Origin of the sequence: Ruminococcus hominis (genome assembly GCF_014287355.1) — a bacterium.
Taxonomy (GTDB): domain Bacteria; phylum Bacillota; class Clostridia; order Lachnospirales; family Lachnospiraceae; genus Schaedlerella; species Schaedlerella hominis.
In genome coordinates, this window is sequence record NZ_JACOPE010000001.1 from 456,170 (window position 1) to 473,176 (window position 17,007).

The 17,007-nt window shown below is 37.4% G+C and carries 17 protein-coding genes; 16 read left to right on the plus strand and 1 reads right to left on the minus strand.

Going from position 1 to position 17,007, the window contains the following annotated elements; genetic code table 11:
• The first annotated feature begins 154 nt into the window (after positions 1-154).
• The 6 genes from H8S40_RS02010 to H8S40_RS02035 all read left to right on the plus strand — a co-directional run bounded on the left by H8S40_RS02010 (position 155) and on the right by H8S40_RS02035 (position 4,083).
• A complete protein-coding gene (locus H8S40_RS02010) occupies positions 155-538 on the plus strand; it encodes a GntR family transcriptional regulator (protein ID WP_186864421.1) in 384 nt (127 codons plus the stop codon).
• Positions 532-1,380, plus strand: coding sequence for an ABC transporter ATP-binding protein (locus H8S40_RS02015; RefSeq protein WP_186864422.1), 849 nt, complete (start codon positions 532-534; stop codon positions 1,378-1,380). The genes H8S40_RS02010 and H8S40_RS02015 overlap by 7 nt, the downstream gene beginning before the upstream one ends.
• Positions 1,380-2,051, plus strand: a complete 672-nt coding sequence (locus H8S40_RS02020; protein ID WP_186864423.1) for an ABC-2 transporter permease — start codon at positions 1,380-1,382, stop codon at positions 2,049-2,051. Before H8S40_RS02015 ends, H8S40_RS02020 begins: the two co-directional genes overlap by 1 nt.
• A gap of 171 nt (positions 2,052-2,222) precedes the next feature.
• Positions 2,223-2,516: an autorepressor SdpR family transcription factor gene (locus H8S40_RS02025; RefSeq protein WP_022074984.1), complete on the plus strand. Its 294-nt coding sequence runs from the start codon at positions 2,223-2,225 to the stop codon at positions 2,514-2,516.
• On the plus strand, positions 2,491-3,528 hold the full coding sequence (locus H8S40_RS02030) for an SdpI family protein (protein WP_186864424.1): 1,038 nt from the start codon (positions 2,491-2,493) through the stop codon (positions 3,526-3,528). The genes H8S40_RS02025 and H8S40_RS02030 overlap by 26 nt, the downstream gene beginning before the upstream one ends.
• Before the next feature lie 30 nt (positions 3,529-3,558).
• A complete protein-coding gene (locus tag H8S40_RS02035) occupies positions 3,559-4,083 on the plus strand; it encodes a 2'-5' RNA ligase family protein (RefSeq protein ID WP_186864425.1) in 525 nt (174 codons plus the stop codon).
• A 794-nt stretch (positions 4,084-4,877) separates the two neighbouring features.
• On the opposite strand, the gene H8S40_RS02040 is transcribed toward H8S40_RS02035, so the two are convergent.
• Positions 4,878-5,786, minus strand: coding sequence for a 3-isopropylmalate dehydrogenase (locus tag H8S40_RS02040; RefSeq protein ID WP_118737215.1), 909 nt, complete (start codon positions 5,784-5,786; stop codon positions 4,878-4,880).
• Positions 5,787-6,279: 493 nt separating this feature from the next.
• Here H8S40_RS02040 and H8S40_RS02045 point away from each other — a divergent pair, with 493 nt between their 5' ends.
• From H8S40_RS02045 to H8S40_RS02090, 10 genes are all read left to right on the plus strand, one after another.
• A complete protein-coding gene (locus tag H8S40_RS02045) occupies positions 6,280-7,635 on the plus strand; it encodes an MATE family efflux transporter (protein WP_186864426.1) in 1,356 nt (451 codons plus the stop codon).
• Between the two features lie 47 nt (positions 7,636-7,682).
• Complete coding sequence (locus H8S40_RS02050) at positions 7,683-8,846, plus strand: AI-2E family transporter (RefSeq protein ID WP_207723244.1); 1,164 nt, start codon at positions 7,683-7,685, stop codon at positions 8,844-8,846.
• A gap of 57 nt (positions 8,847-8,903) precedes the next feature.
• On the plus strand, positions 8,904-9,674 hold the full coding sequence (aroD, locus tag H8S40_RS02055; protein WP_436286258.1) for a type I 3-dehydroquinate dehydratase: 771 nt from the start codon (positions 8,904-8,906) through the stop codon (positions 9,672-9,674).
• Between the two features lie 90 nt (positions 9,675-9,764).
• The gene (locus tag H8S40_RS02060; RefSeq protein WP_022074977.1) at positions 9,765-10,298 is read left to right on the plus strand and encodes a shikimate kinase; all 534 of its coding nucleotides are present in this window, start codon (positions 9,765-9,767) and stop codon (positions 10,296-10,298) included.
• A gap of 65 nt (positions 10,299-10,363) precedes the next feature.
• Positions 10,364-11,245 (plus strand): shikimate dehydrogenase, encoded by an 882-nt coding sequence (gene aroE / locus H8S40_RS02065; protein ID WP_186864428.1) that lies wholly within the window; start codon positions 10,364-10,366, stop codon positions 11,243-11,245.
• Between the two features lie 820 nt (positions 11,246-12,065).
• Entirely contained in the window at positions 12,066-12,236 is a 171-nt protein-coding gene (locus H8S40_RS02070) for a DUF3990 domain-containing protein (RefSeq protein WP_186864429.1), read from the plus strand.
• On the plus strand, positions 12,224-12,472 hold the full coding sequence (locus H8S40_RS02075; protein WP_186864430.1) for a hypothetical protein: 249 nt from the start codon (positions 12,224-12,226) through the stop codon (positions 12,470-12,472). The genes H8S40_RS02070 and H8S40_RS02075 overlap by 13 nt, the downstream gene beginning before the upstream one ends.
• 224 nt (positions 12,473-12,696) lie before the next feature.
• Positions 12,697-13,617 (plus strand): DUF7916 family protein, encoded by a 921-nt coding sequence (locus H8S40_RS02080; protein WP_186864431.1) that lies wholly within the window; start codon positions 12,697-12,699, stop codon positions 13,615-13,617.
• A gap of 174 nt (positions 13,618-13,791) precedes the next feature.
• Entirely contained in the window at positions 13,792-15,141 is a 1,350-nt protein-coding gene (locus H8S40_RS02085; protein WP_243238163.1) for an MATE family efflux transporter, read from the plus strand.
• 11 nt (positions 15,142-15,152) lie between these two features.
• Entirely contained in the window at positions 15,153-17,003 is a 1,851-nt protein-coding gene (locus tag H8S40_RS02090; RefSeq protein WP_186864432.1) for an ABC transporter substrate-binding protein, read from the plus strand.
• Positions 17,004-17,007 lie beyond the last annotated feature (4 nt).

The following is a 17,007-nucleotide window of genomic DNA, read 5'->3' on the forward strand; positions in this document are numbered from 1 at the left end:
ATGTGTAGAATAAAACTGAATATGAAACTAAAACACGAGCAGTTAGTCTATGAAAAATAGATTAATTGCTTTTTATTTTTTAAAACACAAACAGTATATAACAGTTGACAACAGTATTATACTGTTATATACTGTTTGCAATAGGAGGGAACATATGAAGATTATAATCAATAATACATCGATGGTACCAATCTATGAACAGATTATGGAGCAGATCAAAGCACAGATTATCTCCGGAGAATTAAAAGAAAATGATATATTGCCGTCTGTGAGAACGATGGCAAAGGAACTGAAGATCAGTGCACTTACCGTGAAGAAAGCATATGACAATCTGGAAGCGGAAGGCATGACAGTCACGGTTCATGGAAAAGGAACTTATGTTGCGGCATCCAACACACAGCTGATGGAAGAAGAACGCAGAAAAGAAGTTGAGGCGGATCTGGAAGCAGCGATTCAAAAGGGAAGGCGCTGTGGAATGAAAGAGGAAGAGATTCGTTCCTTGTTTGAACTCATCATGGAGGATGAAAAATTATGTTAGAAATTAAAGGGGTAAAGAAAAGCTACGGCGAATTTCAGTTAGACTGTTCGCTAAATGTGGAAAAAGGAAGGATTACTGGTTTGGTCGGAGAGAATGGGGCCGGGAAGAGTACTTTGTTCAAGGCAATGCTCGGACTTATTTCTTATGATGGCGGCGAGATAAAGATCATGGGAAAAATACCCGAAGAGTTAAATGAAAAAGAGAAAGAAGAGCTTGGAGTCGTTCTGGCAGAAGCTGGCTTTAGCGGATATTTGAAAGGGAAAGATGTCGAGGCAGTCCTTGCCAGATTATATCCAAGGTTTGAAGCAGAAAAATTCCATCAGATGTGTGAAAGATATCAGATTCCGTTGAATAAATTTATAAAAGAGTATTCAACAGGGATGAAAGCAAAATTGAATCTGATCATTGCATTGACACATCAGGCAGAATTTTTAATGCTGGATGAGCCGACAGCAGGGCTTGATGTCGGAGCAAGGGAAGCGATGCTGGACATTTTAAGAGAATATATGGAAGAAGAGCCGGAGAGAAGCATCCTGATTAGTTCACATATTTCTTCAGATTTAGAACATCTGTGTGATGACATTTATGTGATTCATAAAGGGAAAATTGTACTTCATGAAGAGATGGATACGATTCTTGAAAAATATGCGGTGTTGAAAGTCAGTGAGGAACAATATCAGGCAGTGGATAAAAGTTACATTTTGAAAGAGAAAAAAGAGAGCTTTGGAATTTCCTGTCTGACGAACGAGAAGCAGTATTATATAGAAAATTATCCTGAAATCGTAGTGGAGAGCAGCTCGCTTGATCAGGCGATTCTTATGTTGACAGGAGGCGATAGATAATGAAAGGAATCAGAGGACTTTTGGAAAAGGATTTTCGGTTGTTTTTTCGGCAAGGTAGCAGTCTTTTTCTGGCATTAGCGTTTGTAGCACTATTTTTTATACTAACGGGAAAAACAGGAGTTACTTTCATTGCCATATATATCCCATCTGTTATGGCAGTATATTCAGGTAATACGATTAGTTATGATGAAAATGAGCATGGCTACACATATTTATTTTCTTTACCTGTAAATAGAAAAATATATGTTAGAGAAAAATATATTTTTTCTTTTATTATGACAGTGTGCGGATGGGGTATGGGAGTAATCTGTGCAGGAATTATGGTACTCATAAAACCGGGAGAATTTTTTGATGTGGAAATGTTGATAATGGAATTAATCACAATCTTTGTGTTTCAGGCGATTGCGGGAATCGTGATTGCAATCCGGTTAAGGTTTGAAGGAGAGAAAGGACGAATGGTGTTGCCAATTGCAATTTTAATCATTTTTGCAGTTTGTTATACAACTGGACATTTTCTTGAGACTAAATTGGAATTAAAAGAAAGCATTTCGTATATGATAGGAGAAATAGGAGATTTTGAAATCGCGATTTTGCTTAGTGTTTTAAGCCTGTTGGTATGGTTTGCTTCATATAAGTACAGTATGAGAGTTATGAAAAAGAAAGAGTTTTAAAATGAAAGATGAAATTTATCTGACAAGTTGTGTTATAATTTTATATAAAATAGATGGAGATGGAGAAAATTTTTCTTCATCTCTATTTTATTTCTTGACATATAATGTACCTCGAATTATAATACATTTAACAATTAAGTTAAATGTTAAATGAAAGGGTGGGATGAATTTTTGGGTATACAAGATACATTAAAAGCATTGGCTGATCCAATACGACGAGAGATTTTGAATTTGTTGAAAAATGGTCGGCTTTCAGCCGGAGAGATATGCGAACATTTTTCAGTAACGGGAGCATCTATATCAAGACATCTGGCAGTATTAAAGGAGGCTGATTTGATTCGAAACCAAAGAGAAGGAAAGTTTATTTATTATGAATTAAACACTTCCGTGTTGGAAGATGTCATGTTATGGATAACGGACTTGAAAGGAGCATCGGACGATGAAGGAAATGATAAAAAATTATAGAGGGACATTAATTAGCTCTGCACTGGTAATTCTTGCAGGGATTCTGGTAGGTTTTACGAGTATACAGGGTAAGTGGTTAAATGTATTTTTTATAGTAATGCAATGTGCGCTTGTGACAATCATATTTTATGATAACAGGAACAGACAACAAAGTCGCAAGGTTATAGGGATGACTATATGGATCATACCTGTTATTACATTGATTTATAACGGTATTGCCAGATTGGTCAACATGGGAGCAGATACAGAGAATTTATTTATGGCATTGATTTATTATGGAACAGGTTTAATGTTTATGGTTATAGGAAATTATCTGCCAAAGGTGAAACAGAACAATACGATAGGAATCAGGGTCGTATGGACACTGCAGGATGAAGAAAACTGGAATGCAACGCATAGATTCAGTGGAAAGATATGGGTGGCATCAAGTATTCTGTGCATGCTTTGCGGTCTTTTTGCAGAAAGCATAGCAGCACTCGTTTTGTATATTGTAAGTATTATGGCAGCCGCAATCATCAGTATTCTTTATTCCTATCTCTTTTATAAGAAAAAGATAGGAACCGGAGAAAAATTAAAAATTCAGTATAACAAAAAAGTAATGGTGGTGTACGGAATCGTAACAATTTTAATGATTATATTTATTATAGTGACTTTGTTTTGGGGAAGCATTGATATTCAGTTCCAAGATAACAATTTTACTATCGAGGCGCAGGGATGGAGCGATTATACAGTAGACTATACGCAGATTGACAGTATCTCATACGAAGAGAATTCATTACAAAACTCGAATGATTATAGAACCAATGGTTTAGGAAATTTTAAATATGCTATGGGAAATTTTAGAAATGATGTTTATGGAAATTATATCCGTTATACACATTCGTCCTGCCATTCATATGTAGTTATGAGTGTAGATGGAAAAACATTAGTTGTAAATGGTGAAAATGATTCGGCGACAGAAGAAATATATCATACTATCAGTGAGAAGATGTCAAAAATTCAAGCTGATTGAAGCCACCTTTTCACCTAAGGAGACAAACCCATGTATCTTATTTCAATTTATTTTGACAAGCAAACAAATAAAACCCTGCAGTGGTATATAGACAAAATTGCTGAGAAAACAGGTAACCATTTTATGATTGAGAATCGTGTGCCGCCACATATGACAATAGCTGCGATTGAGGCAAGAAATGTCAATGTTCTAAAACCAGCATTTGAAACTTTGAATGGAAAATTATACTCAGGCAGCATGAAGGTTGTCTCGGTAGGCCAGCTGTTTCCATATGTAATGTATGCAGCTCCTGTGTTGAATCAGGAGTTGTTTGAATTGTCTGAGGAAGTATATAGTACATTTTTTGATATTCCAGAGATAAAAATGAGTGAATATTATAAGCCGTTTTCATGGCTGCCACATATAACTTTAGGCAAAACATTGGATAAAGTACAGATGCAGAAGGCGTTTCAGGCAATGCAGGAAAGCTTCGTACCATTCACAGCACAATTTGATGAGATAGGTATCTCTAAAGTAAATCCACATGAAGATGTGGGAAGGTTTAAATTGGTTTAATGGATAGCTATACGTTTCTTACAAAAAATTGATATAAGAATTCTTACTCAGATTCCGTGAGCGGGTGACACATAAGAGCGTAAATTTTTGCTAAAAGCAAATGAATTTGAACTCAAACTTGCTGCTACGCAGCTTCAAACACGTTCGTTCAAATTCATTAACGCAAAAATTTACGCTCTTATGTGTCACCCGCTCACTCCATATTCGCTCGAATTTCTTATATCAATTTTTTGTAAGTAATGTATTGGCACAAGTTCTGAGAGGTGCATCCTCAAGTTATAGAAAGGGCAAGTTGAAGATGCAAAATTTTGATGAGGAGTATCCTCACGTTATCGAAAACGTGGGATGTAGATGCAAAATTTGTAAAGGAAGCATCCTCAGGTTTTAGAAAAGGCAAGATGTAGATGCAATTGTACATGACAGGTAGGCTGAAAAGCATCTGCAAGTTTAAAGAAAAGTAAGTTGCGGATTACATCGGTCTAAAAAAGAGCATCTGCAACAATGAATATCAAGGCAGTGCAGATACATCAGTTGTCAAAAAAGCATCTGCGACAGCAAATAAACCCAGAATATAGATACATCAGACACCAGAAAAGTAAATCCATCATCGCTCCATCTATTTAAACTACGATACACCACAAAGAAAGAAAAAGACTATGCAATCCAGCAAATTGGAGTCGGGCTTGCCCGACGAAGCTCCCGCAGGAGTGCATAGTCTTTTTCTTGCTTAGAGGTCGTCGTGAACTAAATAGCAAATCAAAAGGAGCTAGAAAAGGGATGAAGAGTTGGAATGATCACCTATTCAACACTTTATTGATTTGTTCTACAGGTAAATTCAATAGTTCAGCCAGTTTGTCAGCATCGGTAATATGCTTAAATAAAGTTCGGATAAATTCTTCGGTCACTTGTTCGGTCACTTGTTCGGTCACTTGCTCAGTTACTTGTTTCGTTACTTGCGCGGTTACTTCTTCCGTTACTCGTTTGGTCACAAGTTCTTCCTGTTCTTGAAATTCTTCTGCCATTAATTCTTTTAATGCTTCACACATATTCGTTTTAACCTCCTTTACTGCAACCCAGTTCGCACGGGTGATTACATCCATTGCAGCTTGATATAGTTTTGATGATTTTTTAATTTCATATTCTCTGAGAAGTGTTTCAATTTCTTGGGGATTTGTCATATTCTTACGTAAACTCTGCAACCAAAGATTTTCTTTTGGATCCAACTCTTTTGTTACGAGAAGTTGTATTGGAAAAGCATCCCCGGTTATATAATAAATTCCGGCATCCATAGGAATAGTGTCCAAACCTCGAAAGTCCTTTAGATGTTGAATCATCTTTCTAGGGAAATGGTTGCATATGAAAGTAATAGTTAATTCTTGTGGCGGAATCTCGCAGACTTTGTCTGTGTCGGACTGATAAAAACAGCAATATCCATACACTTTGTAAAAATCGTTAATTGTTAAATTGTCATCCGGACTTTTGTATTCAAGGATATTGTATCTTTTGAAAATCCTGCCGATATTCTTGTGAATCACTTCATTTTCAGCTACTTTGATAATCAACTCATCCATCTGCATGGGCTTTTTCGATAATAAATGCTCTGGCTCAAAGGTGAGTTTTTCGGCTTCTGCTTCAAATTCAATCTGGATTGATGCCTGAAAAGCCGGATGCCATTGAATCGTATCTTTTGTACCTTTCGTCAATTAAAGTCTCCTTTCATTATAAAGTTTTCAGTTACTTAATGCAATGACAAAGAGACAACAAAAAATACACCACTGAAGTGAAAATAATATAGAAATCTCCAATTATCAACTTGTCAAAAGCATTTCTTTTCATATCGGATTATGTTTCGGAATTCGAAACCCGAGATGAGAGCCTTGCGGCTTAGAAAATTCAGAGAAAAGAAGGTCTCTGAAGATGTAGGAATACCATAGCATGAATTTTGTGTTGTGTAAAGGGGGAAGTTGCATATGCTCCTTTCTTGAGATTATCAGAAGATAATCGCTTATTGCCAAAAACAAAATAAAAATTATAGAATGCTATTTCGGAACAGAGGGGCAAGATAAGCCTCTCTGTTTTTTGTGAGCTTATTTATAGAAATAAGAATTTATTTTGACATTTTTAAAGATAGATGTTAGCATGACTTGAAGATATTACAATATTACAAATTGTTAGGATTAAGGAAGAACGATTTATATGTTAAATAAAAAGGATTTCTTAAAATATGCATCAAAATTAGCATTTCCAATTATGCTTCAAAATCTGATAGGAACATTGGTAAATATTGCTGATACGGTAATGCTTGGATATGTAAGCCAGACTGCTATGTCAGCTTCATCACTTGCTAATCAGTATACTTTTATTCTGTTCTGTTTATATTATGGTATGGCTACAGGTACTTCTGTTTTGTGTGCTCAGTACTGGGGAAAAGGGGATAAAAAAACAGTAGAAAAGATTCTCGGTCTGGCGGAACGGATTTCGCTGATTGTTTCTCTTATATTTTTCGTTGTTTCATTCACCATGCCAACAATGGTTATGAAGATTTTTACAAATAGTCCAGGTACGATTGCAGCCGGAAGTGAGTATTTGAAGGTAATTTCATTTTCATTTATATTTATGGGATTTTCACAAGTTTTTATGAGTGCTCTTCGAAGTATTGGAAAAATAATGCTCCCTTCTATTACGTACATTGTTTCTTTATGTGTCAATGTGCTTTGTAATGCGACCTTTATCTTTGGCCTGTTTGGATTCCCAAAGCTTGGCGTTACCGGTGTTGCCCTTGGTACTGTTATTGCCCGAATCACAGAAGTAGTGATTTGCCTTATCTACTCATTAAAGAGTTCTGATGTCAGATTCCGGATAAAATACTTCTTTGCAAAATCAGGAATTTTGTTTCAGGACTTTATGAAAATTGCTGCTCCGGCCGTAATAAATGATGTTATTTGGAGTTTTGCTGCTTCAACATTTGCAGCAATTTTTGGTCATATTGGCGATGATATGGTCGCTGCAAATGCCGTTGCTGTTATGGTGGTAAATATTGGTGCTATTGCCTGTCGCGGGTTTGCCAACGCAACTACTATTATTATCAGCCAGGAGTTGGGTAAAGACCGCATTGATACAGCCAGAGAATATGGGAAACGCATGCTCAGAATAACAATTATTGTAAGTCTGATAGGTTGTGTCATTATTCTGGCAATTCGTCCGTTGATATTAGATTTCTATCGGGATAAATTAACAGAGGCTGCCATTTATTATCTGGGCGTTTTTATAATGATGACAACCTGGCGTCTAGTAGGAGAAGGCATTAATACTTGTCTTATATGTGGATGTTTCAGAGGAGGCGGCGATTCTAAATTTGGAATGATTATAGATTTCATATTTATGTGGCTTGTTGCAGTTCCTACTACATTTATTGCAGCGTATGTTTTAAAATTACCGCCCATCTGGGTCTACTTTGTTATGACGTTGGATGAGTTTGAAAAAATGCCTGTGGTGTTTATTCATTATTTCAGAAAGAAATGGCTTACAAATATTACCAGAAATTTTGAGTGATTATTGTAAATCTATGGCATCTGTATAAAAAAAAGAGGAGGAAAATCTTGGAATTAAGCAAAATAACTATTAAAAAAATTCGGGAACTGATTGTATTTACAGCATTTCTTGTGGTTGCCTTGTGGAAGTTTGACGTGGTGCTCGATGTGCTAAAAGCAATGTGGAAGATTATATTTCCATTTGTGCTTGGTGGAGCAATTGCATTTGTGACCAATGTGCCAATGAGTTTTTTAGAAAAGAAAATTTTTAAAAAGCAAAATAAGGCAACTGAAAAACTGGCAAGACCGGTAAGTCTGCTTCTTACAATCGTATTGGTGGTTGGTGTGATTGCAGTGGTGATGTTTGGTGTAATTCCACAGCTTACACGGACAATGGGAACTTTAATGATGAGTATCGCTGATTTTGTCCCGCAGATGCAAAGATGGATTCGGGAATTTTCCCATAATAACCAGGAGATTATGAAGCTGGTAAATCAATTACAATTTAATTCAGACCAGGCAATCAAGTGGGGAATAAGCTTTCTTGGAAATGGTGCAGGGAATATGATGAATACGACAATGTCGGCAGTTGGTTCTATAGTCAGTGGGCTGGCAACTTTTTTCATTGCATTTTCTTTTGCCTGTTATGTTCTGTTTCAAAAAGAAAAGCTGCATGTTCAAGTGAGAAAAGTCTTTTTTGCCTTTCTTCCAAAACAAAAAGCAGATAGTATTCTTAACGTTTGTTCTTTAACTTATCGGACATTTGCAAACTTTCTTACAGGGCAGTGCTTAGAAGCCGTGATTCTTGGAAGTATGTTTTGTGTTATATTGAGTATTTTGAGGATGCCATATGCACTTCTGATTGGAGTTTTAATTGCGTTTACAGCTTTGGTTCCCATTTTCGGGGCTTTCATTGGGTGTGCAGTTGGAACATTTTTAATCTTTATGGTAAGTCCGAAACAAGCAGTTTTATTCATTATAGTATTTTTGGTGCTGCAACAGATTGAGGGAAATCTGATCTATCCACATGTTGTAGGTGAATCGGTAGGGCTTCCGTCGATTTGGGTGCTGGCAGCAGTTACAATTGGTGGAAATCTTATGGGAATTGTAGGCATGCTTATTTTTATTCCGCTGTTGTCAGTGTTCTATACTATTTTTCGCGAATTTGTATATTTGCGTTTGAAAAAACAACATATCAAGCAGGTGACAGAGACAGAAATATTCTTTGATTAAGTTTAAAAAAGGTGTTAAATATCAATTATGATTCAACGCTTTAAGAAAGGATAACCTATTATGAATACAGTAACAGTAAGAAATATTACGATTGGTGAAGGACGCCCGAAAATTTGTGTTCCTATCGTTGGCAAGACTCGTGAAGAAATTCTGAATGAAGCAGCTACCTTCATTACTCTTCCGGTAGACATTGCAGAATGGCGTGTAGACTGGTACGAAGATGTGTTCTCTATTCAGGAAGTTCTGGATACAGCCCGTCAGTTAAAAGAGGCTCTTGGACAGATTCCGGTACTCTTTACATTCCGAACATCTAAGGAAGGCGGAGAAAAAGAAATTTCTCCGGAACAATATGCACAGTTGAACAAAGCTGTATCAGAAAGCGGTTTTGTGGATTTGATTGATGTGGAGGTATTTATCGGGGATGAAATAGTATCCTCTATCATTGCTCATGCTCATGCACATGGTGTAAAAGTGATTGCGTCGAATCATGACTTCGCAAAAACTCCTGAGAAAGACGAAATTGTACGTCGTCTCAGAAAAATGCAATCTCTTGATGCGGATATTCCAAAGATTGCTCTTATGCCCACTTGTAAAAGAGATGTTCTGACATTATTAGAGGCTACTTTGGAAATGTCTGAACAGTATGCAGACCGCCCGATTATTACTATGTCCATGGCAGGAACAGGGGGTGTAAGCCGTCTTACAGGTGAGACCTTTGGATCCGCACTGACTTTTGGTGCTGCTTCTAAAGCTTCTGCTCCGGGACAGATAGGTGTTCATGAACTGAAACAGGTTCTGGACATCATACATAAAAGTTTAACGATTTAAAGTGAAAAATCGTTGAAATATATTGTGATATAGAAAAACACCTGCTATAATAACAAAAAATAATAATCAGATAAGAAGGGGATAAGAAGAATGGGAGAACAATTTAACTATAATATTGTCCTGATCGGATTCATGGGAGTAGGAAAGAGTACTATCTCAGAGTTTTTGAAAACATCCTTTGCCATGGAGGTTATTGAGATGGATCAGATTATCGCAGAAAGAGAAGGTATGACTATTTCTGATATTTTTAAAATACACGGAGAAGAATATTTTCGCAATCTGGAGACCAATCTTCTTATCGAGATGCAGTCAAAAACTAATGTAGTGATTTCCTGCGGTGGCGGAACTCCAATGAGAGAATGTAATGTTGCTGAAATGAAGAAAAACGGACGGGTAGTTCTTCTGACTGCAAAACCGGAAACCATTTTAGAGCGTGTCAAAGACAGTCACGATCGCCCGCTGATTGAAAATAATAAGACAGTTTCATTTATTGCAGAGTTGATGGAGAAACGAAGAGAGAAATATGAGGCGGCAGCGGATATTATCATCGAAACAGACGGAAAAGATAAATCGCAGATTTGCGAAGAGCTGATTCTTAAGCTGCGTCAGATGGATGATAAATAAAATTTACATAATCGTTTAGTGACTTAACTGATGCAAAAATGCAGCAGTTAATAGGAGGATAAGAGATGGAACAGAGAATTAAAGGAACAACAGGTTTATTGGCATTAATCGGAAGTCCGGTAGGACATTCAGGCTCTCCGGATATGTACAATTTCTGTTTCCGTTATCATAATCTGGATTACAGCTATATGGCTTTTGATATCAAAGAAGATCAGGTGCCGGCAGCATTGGATGCAATGCGTTTATTTAAGATGAGAGGATGCAATGTAACTATGCCATGCAAAACAGCAGCAGCCCAGAACATGGATGAATTATCACCTGCAGCAAGAATCATTGGCGCTGTAAATACAATCGTTAATGAAAATGGAAAACTAGTTGGACACATGACGGATGGTATCGGTTTCGTAGGAAATCTGAAAGATCATGGCGTAGATGTAAAAGGAAAGAAAATGGTAGTTTTAGGTGCGGGAGGAGCTGCAACAGCTATCCAGGTGCAGTGTGCATTGGACAAAGCAGCATCTATTTCTATTTTTAATCCAAATGATCCTTTTCTTGATCGTGCAAAAAATACAGCAGCAAAGCTGAAAGCTGAAGTGCCTGATTGCGATGTGCAAGTATTTTGTCTGGAGGATCAGGATAAATTAAAAGAAGAAATTGCAAAAGCGGATATTCTGGTAAATGGAACATCAGCAGGAATGAAACCTCATGAAGATTTTTCTCTAATCACAGATAAATCTGTATTTCGTCCGGATTTGATTGTATGTGATGTTGTATACAATCCAGAAGAAACAAAACTCCTTCGTGAAGCAAGAGAAGCTGGTTGCACAAAAACTATTGGCGGAAAAGGTATGCTTCTGTGGCAGGGAGTTGCAGCTTATAAACTGTATACCGGCATGGATATGCCTGTAGAAGAATATAAGAAATATCAGGCAGAAAACGAGAAATAAAAACTGAAGATACAGGCGCAACAATGTCTGCAAACGGAAACCATATGGATCGCACATGAGCGTGTTCGTATTTCAAAATAATAGATAAACCTTCATTTAAATTTAATAATAGTAGTTATTTAAATAGAACTCAAGGAATATTAAGTGGTGGTATCTGCGATAGTGGATTTTTGGAGATTGAAGATGAGTAATTTTGCTAGAGAGCATCCGCAAGGTATGGAAAATGTGAGATGCAGATGAAAAATTTGCAAAGGAAGTATCCTCAAATCCTAGAAAAAGCAAGATGTAGATGCAATTACATATGCCAGGCAGGACGAAAAGCATCTGCAAGTCATGAAAAGAGCAAGTTGTAGATACATTGGTCTAAAAAAAGAGTATCTGCAAAAACGAATATCAAGGTCTTGCAGATACGTCAGCTGCCAAAAGAGTATCTGCGACAGAGCATATTAAGGGATTATAGATACATCAGACACCAGAAAAGCATATTTCTTCATCATTCCATCTATTTCAACCACGATATACCTTAAAGCAAGAAAAAGACTATGCAATCCAGCGAATTGGAGTCGGGCTTGCCCGACGAAGCTGAGCAGGAGTGCATAGTCTTTTTCTTGTTTGTAGGTTGTCGCGAACTAAATCATAATAAAAATTGCGGAAAAAAATTAGCAGTTTTTGTCGAAAAAATCTCATTGCGTATTTATAGAGAAGTTGTTTATAATAAGCATATAAGAAAAGATGGAATAATTTCATGAAAATCAAGTTTTTGAAAAGATGATGATTCAGCATGAATATCTCCATCAGATAAGTTTTGAAGAAGTGTTTTGTGTATGAATACTTGTTTGAGGAAAATTCAGTATTAAATGTGAAAAGATTCGATGCTTTGAGTGAAGAATGGTTGGAATTTATTAAAGAAAATAGAAGTAAAGGCAGATTACAGCATAATTATGATGCAGTGTTTACAGTTGGTAAGGAGGAATTCTTATGCCAGAAATGATATATAGTTTTAATGGAAAAGATATCACTATGAATGTGTGCATACAAATCAGGGATGTATTAAAATTGTTACAACAGCATTTTCATATTAGTTTTGAGGAAGCAGCATTGAAATTTCATAAATCTGAAACGTATAAGACGTTACAAGAAACAGAGAATGGCTTATGGGCAGAATCAGCGGAATATATAGCTGATAGATATTACGAAGAAGCAGAAAACAATCAAGTTACTGTATAAATTATCAGTCGATGTGTGGAAGAATAATTAATAGTCTGTCACATTAATGAATCACTCGGGCAACGAAAAAAATCGTTGCCTTTTGTTCTATCTAAAATTAATTGCTAATATTCCTTTTTACGATTATAATATGCAGTAGACGTATAAATAAGACTTATAATATATACTAGCTGAACGAGAATTATAATATTTACAAACAGAATACTGTGTAAAGGAGAAGAATTATGCCAAAAAGACTTATAGATACTACAGCAAGTGAATTAGCACGATACAGTAAGTCGGAGCTTTTGAATGCTATTGCTGAGAGTGAAGGTAGAGTGCTGGCAGCGGAGACGATTGGAACAGTAACCCCGATGTTAGTTAATATTACCAACGCAGAATTTGTAGCATCTCTTGGAACCGATTTGATTATGCTAAATATTTTTGATGTGAATAATCCAATGATTCAGGGATTGCCACAGGTGGCACCGGAAGATACAATCCGCGAGGTGAAACGTCTGACAGGAAGAATGGTTGCAATTAATTTGGAACCGGCGGTGATAAAAGAAGGAGAAGAAGAATCTGTCTGGAATCTTACAACAGGACGTCAGGCTACAGTGGAAAATGCAATAAAGGCTGCAGATATGGGAGTAGACATGATTGTCCTGACGGGAAATCCGGGAGTAGGAGTAGATAACGAAGCAATCATACAGGCACTTTCAACATTAAGAGAGGTCGTTGGTGACAGAGTGATTCTTACAGCTGGTAAGATGCATGCATCCGGAATTATTTCAGAGGCTGGCGAAAAGATTCTTACAAAAAAAGATGTAGAAGCATTTGTTGATGCGGGAGCAGATGTGATATTGCTTCCAGCACCAGGAACAGTTCCTGGAATTACCATGGAATATGCACGAAAGCTTATCAAGAAAGCACATGAAAAAGGTGCTTTGGCGATGACAACCATTGGAACATCTCAGGAAGGTGCGGATGAAGCTACAATCCGTCAGATTGCACTTATGTGCAAGATGGCAGGTGCAGATATTCATCATATTGGAGACAGTGGATATATGGGGATGGCATTGCCGGAAAATATTACAGCGTACAGTGTGGCTATACGAGGAAAACGCCATACATATCGTAGAATGGCAATGTCGCTTGAGCGATAAACGCTCCGCGAGGATGCGCAGTGATTCTGTAAAGAATGTGTCAGTTTACGCTGACCAGAATCACGCGCCAAGTCTCGCGGCTGCTCGACTTGAATAGTTTTGAGGGATAAAATCAGTAGATAGCCGGTCTTCGGTTATCTGCGTAAAATTTTAATGAAAATGAGGGGTGTTTTTATGGGTGGAGAGAGTAAAACGAGAATGACGGAGGGAAGTATCTCCAAAAAAATCATTTTATTTGCAATCCCATTGTTTTTTGGAAATTTATTTCAACAGTTATATAATACAGCGGATTCCCTGATTGTGGGGAACTTTCTTGGCAGTAACGCACTGGCGGCAGTCAGCTCTTCGGGAAATTTGATTTTTCTTATGGTGGGATTTATTAATGGAATAGCCATGGGAGCAGGAGTTGTTATTGCCAGGTATTATGGGGCGAAGAAGAAAGACTCTCTGCAGAAATCAATTCATACAACAGTGGCTTTGGGGTTGGTGTCTGGTTTAATATTGATGGTTGCAGGGATGGTATTGGCACCGAAGATATTGGTGCTGATGGGAACGCCTGCAGATGTATTGCCGGAATCGATAGTGTATTTCCGGACATATTTTGCCGGATCTGTCGGTGTTGTTATGTATAATATTTTTGTGGGAATCCTGCAATCAGTAGGGGATGGGCGTCATCCGTTGATTTATTTGATCATTTCATCCTGCATTAATGTCGTGCTGGATATATTTTTTATTGCAGGTCTTGGTATGGGAGTTGGTTCAGCGGCATTGGCTACAGTGATATCCCAGTTTGCCAGTGCAATTTTCTGTATGGTTCACCTGATGCGTGTGAAGGCTGAATATCGTTTGGAATTGCGGCAGGTTCGTTTTGATAAACGTATGTTACAGCAGATTATTCAGAATGGTGTACCTTCTGGTTTTCAGAATTCAGTCATTGCGATTGCAAATGTTTTTGTACAATCTAATATCAATGCATTTGGAAAAATGGCGATGGCAGGATGTGGTTCTTATTCCAAAGTAGAGGGATTTGCATTTTTGCCGGTAACCTGTTTTACTATGGCGTTGACAACTTTTGTCAGCCAGAATCTTGGTGCAAAGCAATATGAACGTGCAAAAAAAGGTGCAAGATTTGGGATTCTCTGTTCGATTTCCATTGCAGAGTTGATAGGAGTCATCATTTACACAGCAGCACCGGTATTGATCGCAGCATTTAACAGAGATCCGAATGTGGTACATTATGGAGTAATGCAATCTAGAACTATTGCATTATTTTATTTTCTATTAGCATTTTCCCACTGCATTGCGGCAGTGCTTCGAGGTTCAGGAAATGCAGCAGTACCGATGATCGTTATGTTTTGTGTCTGGTGTTTGTTCCGTGTAAGTTACATTGCTGTAACGGTTCGTATTATTCCGGATATCAGAGTAATATTTTGGGCTTACCCGTTGACATGGAGTATTAGTTCCGCTATTTTCCTGTTTTTATTTTTACGGGGAAAATGGGTCTATGGATTTGAGAAAAAATGAAAGGATTATTTATGAAAAAAGAAAAACGAAACAGAATAATTTCCGTGCTTATGGTACTTGTAATGGGTGTCCTTCTTATGACAGGATGTGGAGACAAAAGTACAGAAAAAGAAGACAAAGAGACGCTCACGGTATATTTATGGAGTACGAGTTTATATGATAAATATGCACCATATATTCAAGAGCAGCTTCCTGATATTAACATCGAATTTGTAGTTGGAAATAACGATTTGGATTTTTATAAGTTTCTTGATGAAAATGGTGGTCTGCCGGATATTATTACATGTTGCAGATTTTCACTTCATGATGCAAGTCCGTTAAAAGACAGTTTGATGGATCTTTCAACAACGAATGAGGCAGGTGCTGTCTATAATACATATCTTAACAATTTTATGAATGAAGATGGTAGTGTAAACTGGCTGCCAGTATGTGCAGATGCTCATGGATTTGTAGTGAATAAAGACCTGTTTGAAAAGTATGGTATTCCACTGCCTACAGATTACGACAGCTTTGTTTTTGCATGTCAGGCATTTGAGGAAAAAGGAATCCGTGGATTTACAGCAGATTATTTTTATGATTACACTTGTATGGAGACTTTGCAGGGACTTTCAGCAGCAGATCTTACTTCTACAGAAGGCCGTAAGTGGCGTACAGCTTATAGTGATCCTGCCAATATAGAAAAAGTGGGATTGGACGATGTTGTCTGGCCAAAGGCATTTGAACGCATGAATCAGTTTATTCAGGATACCAACTTGGGACCGGATGATTTAAATATGACGTATGATGATGTGATCGATATGTTTCAAAATGGTGAAGTTGCTATGTACTTTGGCAGTTCTGCCGGTGTGAAAATGTTTCAGGATCAGGGGATTAATACTGGATTCTTACCATTCTTTGAGGAGAATGGAGAAAAGTGGCTGATGACTACACCATATTTCCAGGTTGCATTGAATCGTGATCTTGAACAGGATGAAGCACGCAAGGAAAAAGCAATGAAAGTGTTAAATGTAATGCTTTCTGATGAAGGTCAGAATAAAATTATTTCTGAAGGGCAGGATTTGTTGAACTATAGTCAGAATGTGACTCTTAAACTTACTGAATATATGCAGGATGTCAAGCCTGTGATTGAAGAAAATCATATGTATATCCGTATTGCGTCGAACGATTTTTTTGCAATTTCCAAAGACGTGGTTTCGAAGATGATTTCTGGAAATTATGATGCAGAACAGGCGTATCAGGCATTTGATGCTCAGCTTTTAGATGATGAAAATGTTTCGGAGGATGTTGTGTTAAGTTCGTCGAAGTCATACAGTAATTATTTCCATTCAGAAGGTGGAAATGAATCCTATTCTGTTATGGCAAATACATTACGGGATATTTATGGGACAGATGTGTTGCTCGCAACAGGAAACAGTTTTACCGGCAGTGTATTGAAGGCTGATTATACAGAAAAAATGACAGGCGACATGATCATGCCGAATGGTCTTGCTGCTTACAAGAAGGAAATGAGCGGAGCCGAACTGAAAGAACTGGTGAAATCTTTTGTGGAGGGTTACGAAGGTGGTTTAGTTCCATTTAATCAGGGTTCGCTTCCTGTAGTTAGCGGTATTTCTATGGAAATCAAAGAAAATGAGGATGGATACACACTGTCTGAAGTAAAAAAGGACGGGAAAAAGATTCAGGATGATGATAGCTTTACAGTAACTTGCCTGGCAATACCACGACATATGGAGCCTCTTCTTGCTGATAAAGACAATACATTTGAGGCTGAAGATACAGTAGTGAAAGATACATGGATGAATTATGTTTTAGAAGGTGATGTGGTTTTAGCAGAACCGGAAGACTATATTACTTTGAGGTAAGAAA

What these genes read in the sequence shown, in the direction of transcription:
- H8S40_RS02015 (WP_186864422.1), top strand. Translation starts at nt 532, where the DNA reads ATGTTAGAAATTAAAGGGGTAAAGAAAAGCTACGGCGAATTTCAGTTA.
- aroE (WP_186864428.1), top strand. Translation starts at nt 10,364, where the DNA reads ATGGAACAGAGAATTAAAGGAACAACAGGTTTATTGGCATTAATCGGA.
- H8S40_RS02075 (WP_186864430.1), top strand. Translation starts at nt 12,224, where the DNA reads ATGCCAGAAATGATATATAGTTTTAATGGAAAAGATATCACTATGAAT.
- H8S40_RS02085 (WP_243238163.1), top strand. Translation starts at nt 13,792, where the DNA reads ATGGGTGGAGAGAGTAAAACGAGAATGACGGAGGGAAGTATCTCCAAA.
- H8S40_RS02035 (WP_186864425.1), top strand. Translation starts at nt 3,559, where the DNA reads ATGTATCTTATTTCAATTTATTTTGACAAGCAAACAAATAAAACCCTG.
- H8S40_RS02045 (WP_186864426.1), top strand. Translation starts at nt 6,280, where the DNA reads ATGTTAAATAAAAAGGATTTCTTAAAATATGCATCAAAATTAGCATTT.
- H8S40_RS02060 (WP_022074977.1), top strand. Translation starts at nt 9,765, where the DNA reads ATGGGAGAACAATTTAACTATAATATTGTCCTGATCGGATTCATGGGA.
- H8S40_RS02010 (WP_186864421.1), top strand. Translation starts at nt 155, where the DNA reads ATGAAGATTATAATCAATAATACATCGATGGTACCAATCTATGAACAG.
- H8S40_RS02030 (WP_186864424.1), top strand. Translation starts at nt 2,491, where the DNA reads ATGAAGGAAATGATAAAAAATTATAGAGGGACATTAATTAGCTCTGCA.
- H8S40_RS02020 (WP_186864423.1), top strand. Translation starts at nt 1,380, where the DNA reads ATGAAAGGAATCAGAGGACTTTTGGAAAAGGATTTTCGGTTGTTTTTT.
- H8S40_RS02090 (WP_186864432.1), top strand. Translation starts at nt 15,153, where the DNA reads ATGAAAAAAGAAAAACGAAACAGAATAATTTCCGTGCTTATGGTACTT.
- H8S40_RS02080 (WP_186864431.1), top strand. Translation starts at nt 12,697, where the DNA reads ATGCCAAAAAGACTTATAGATACTACAGCAAGTGAATTAGCACGATAC.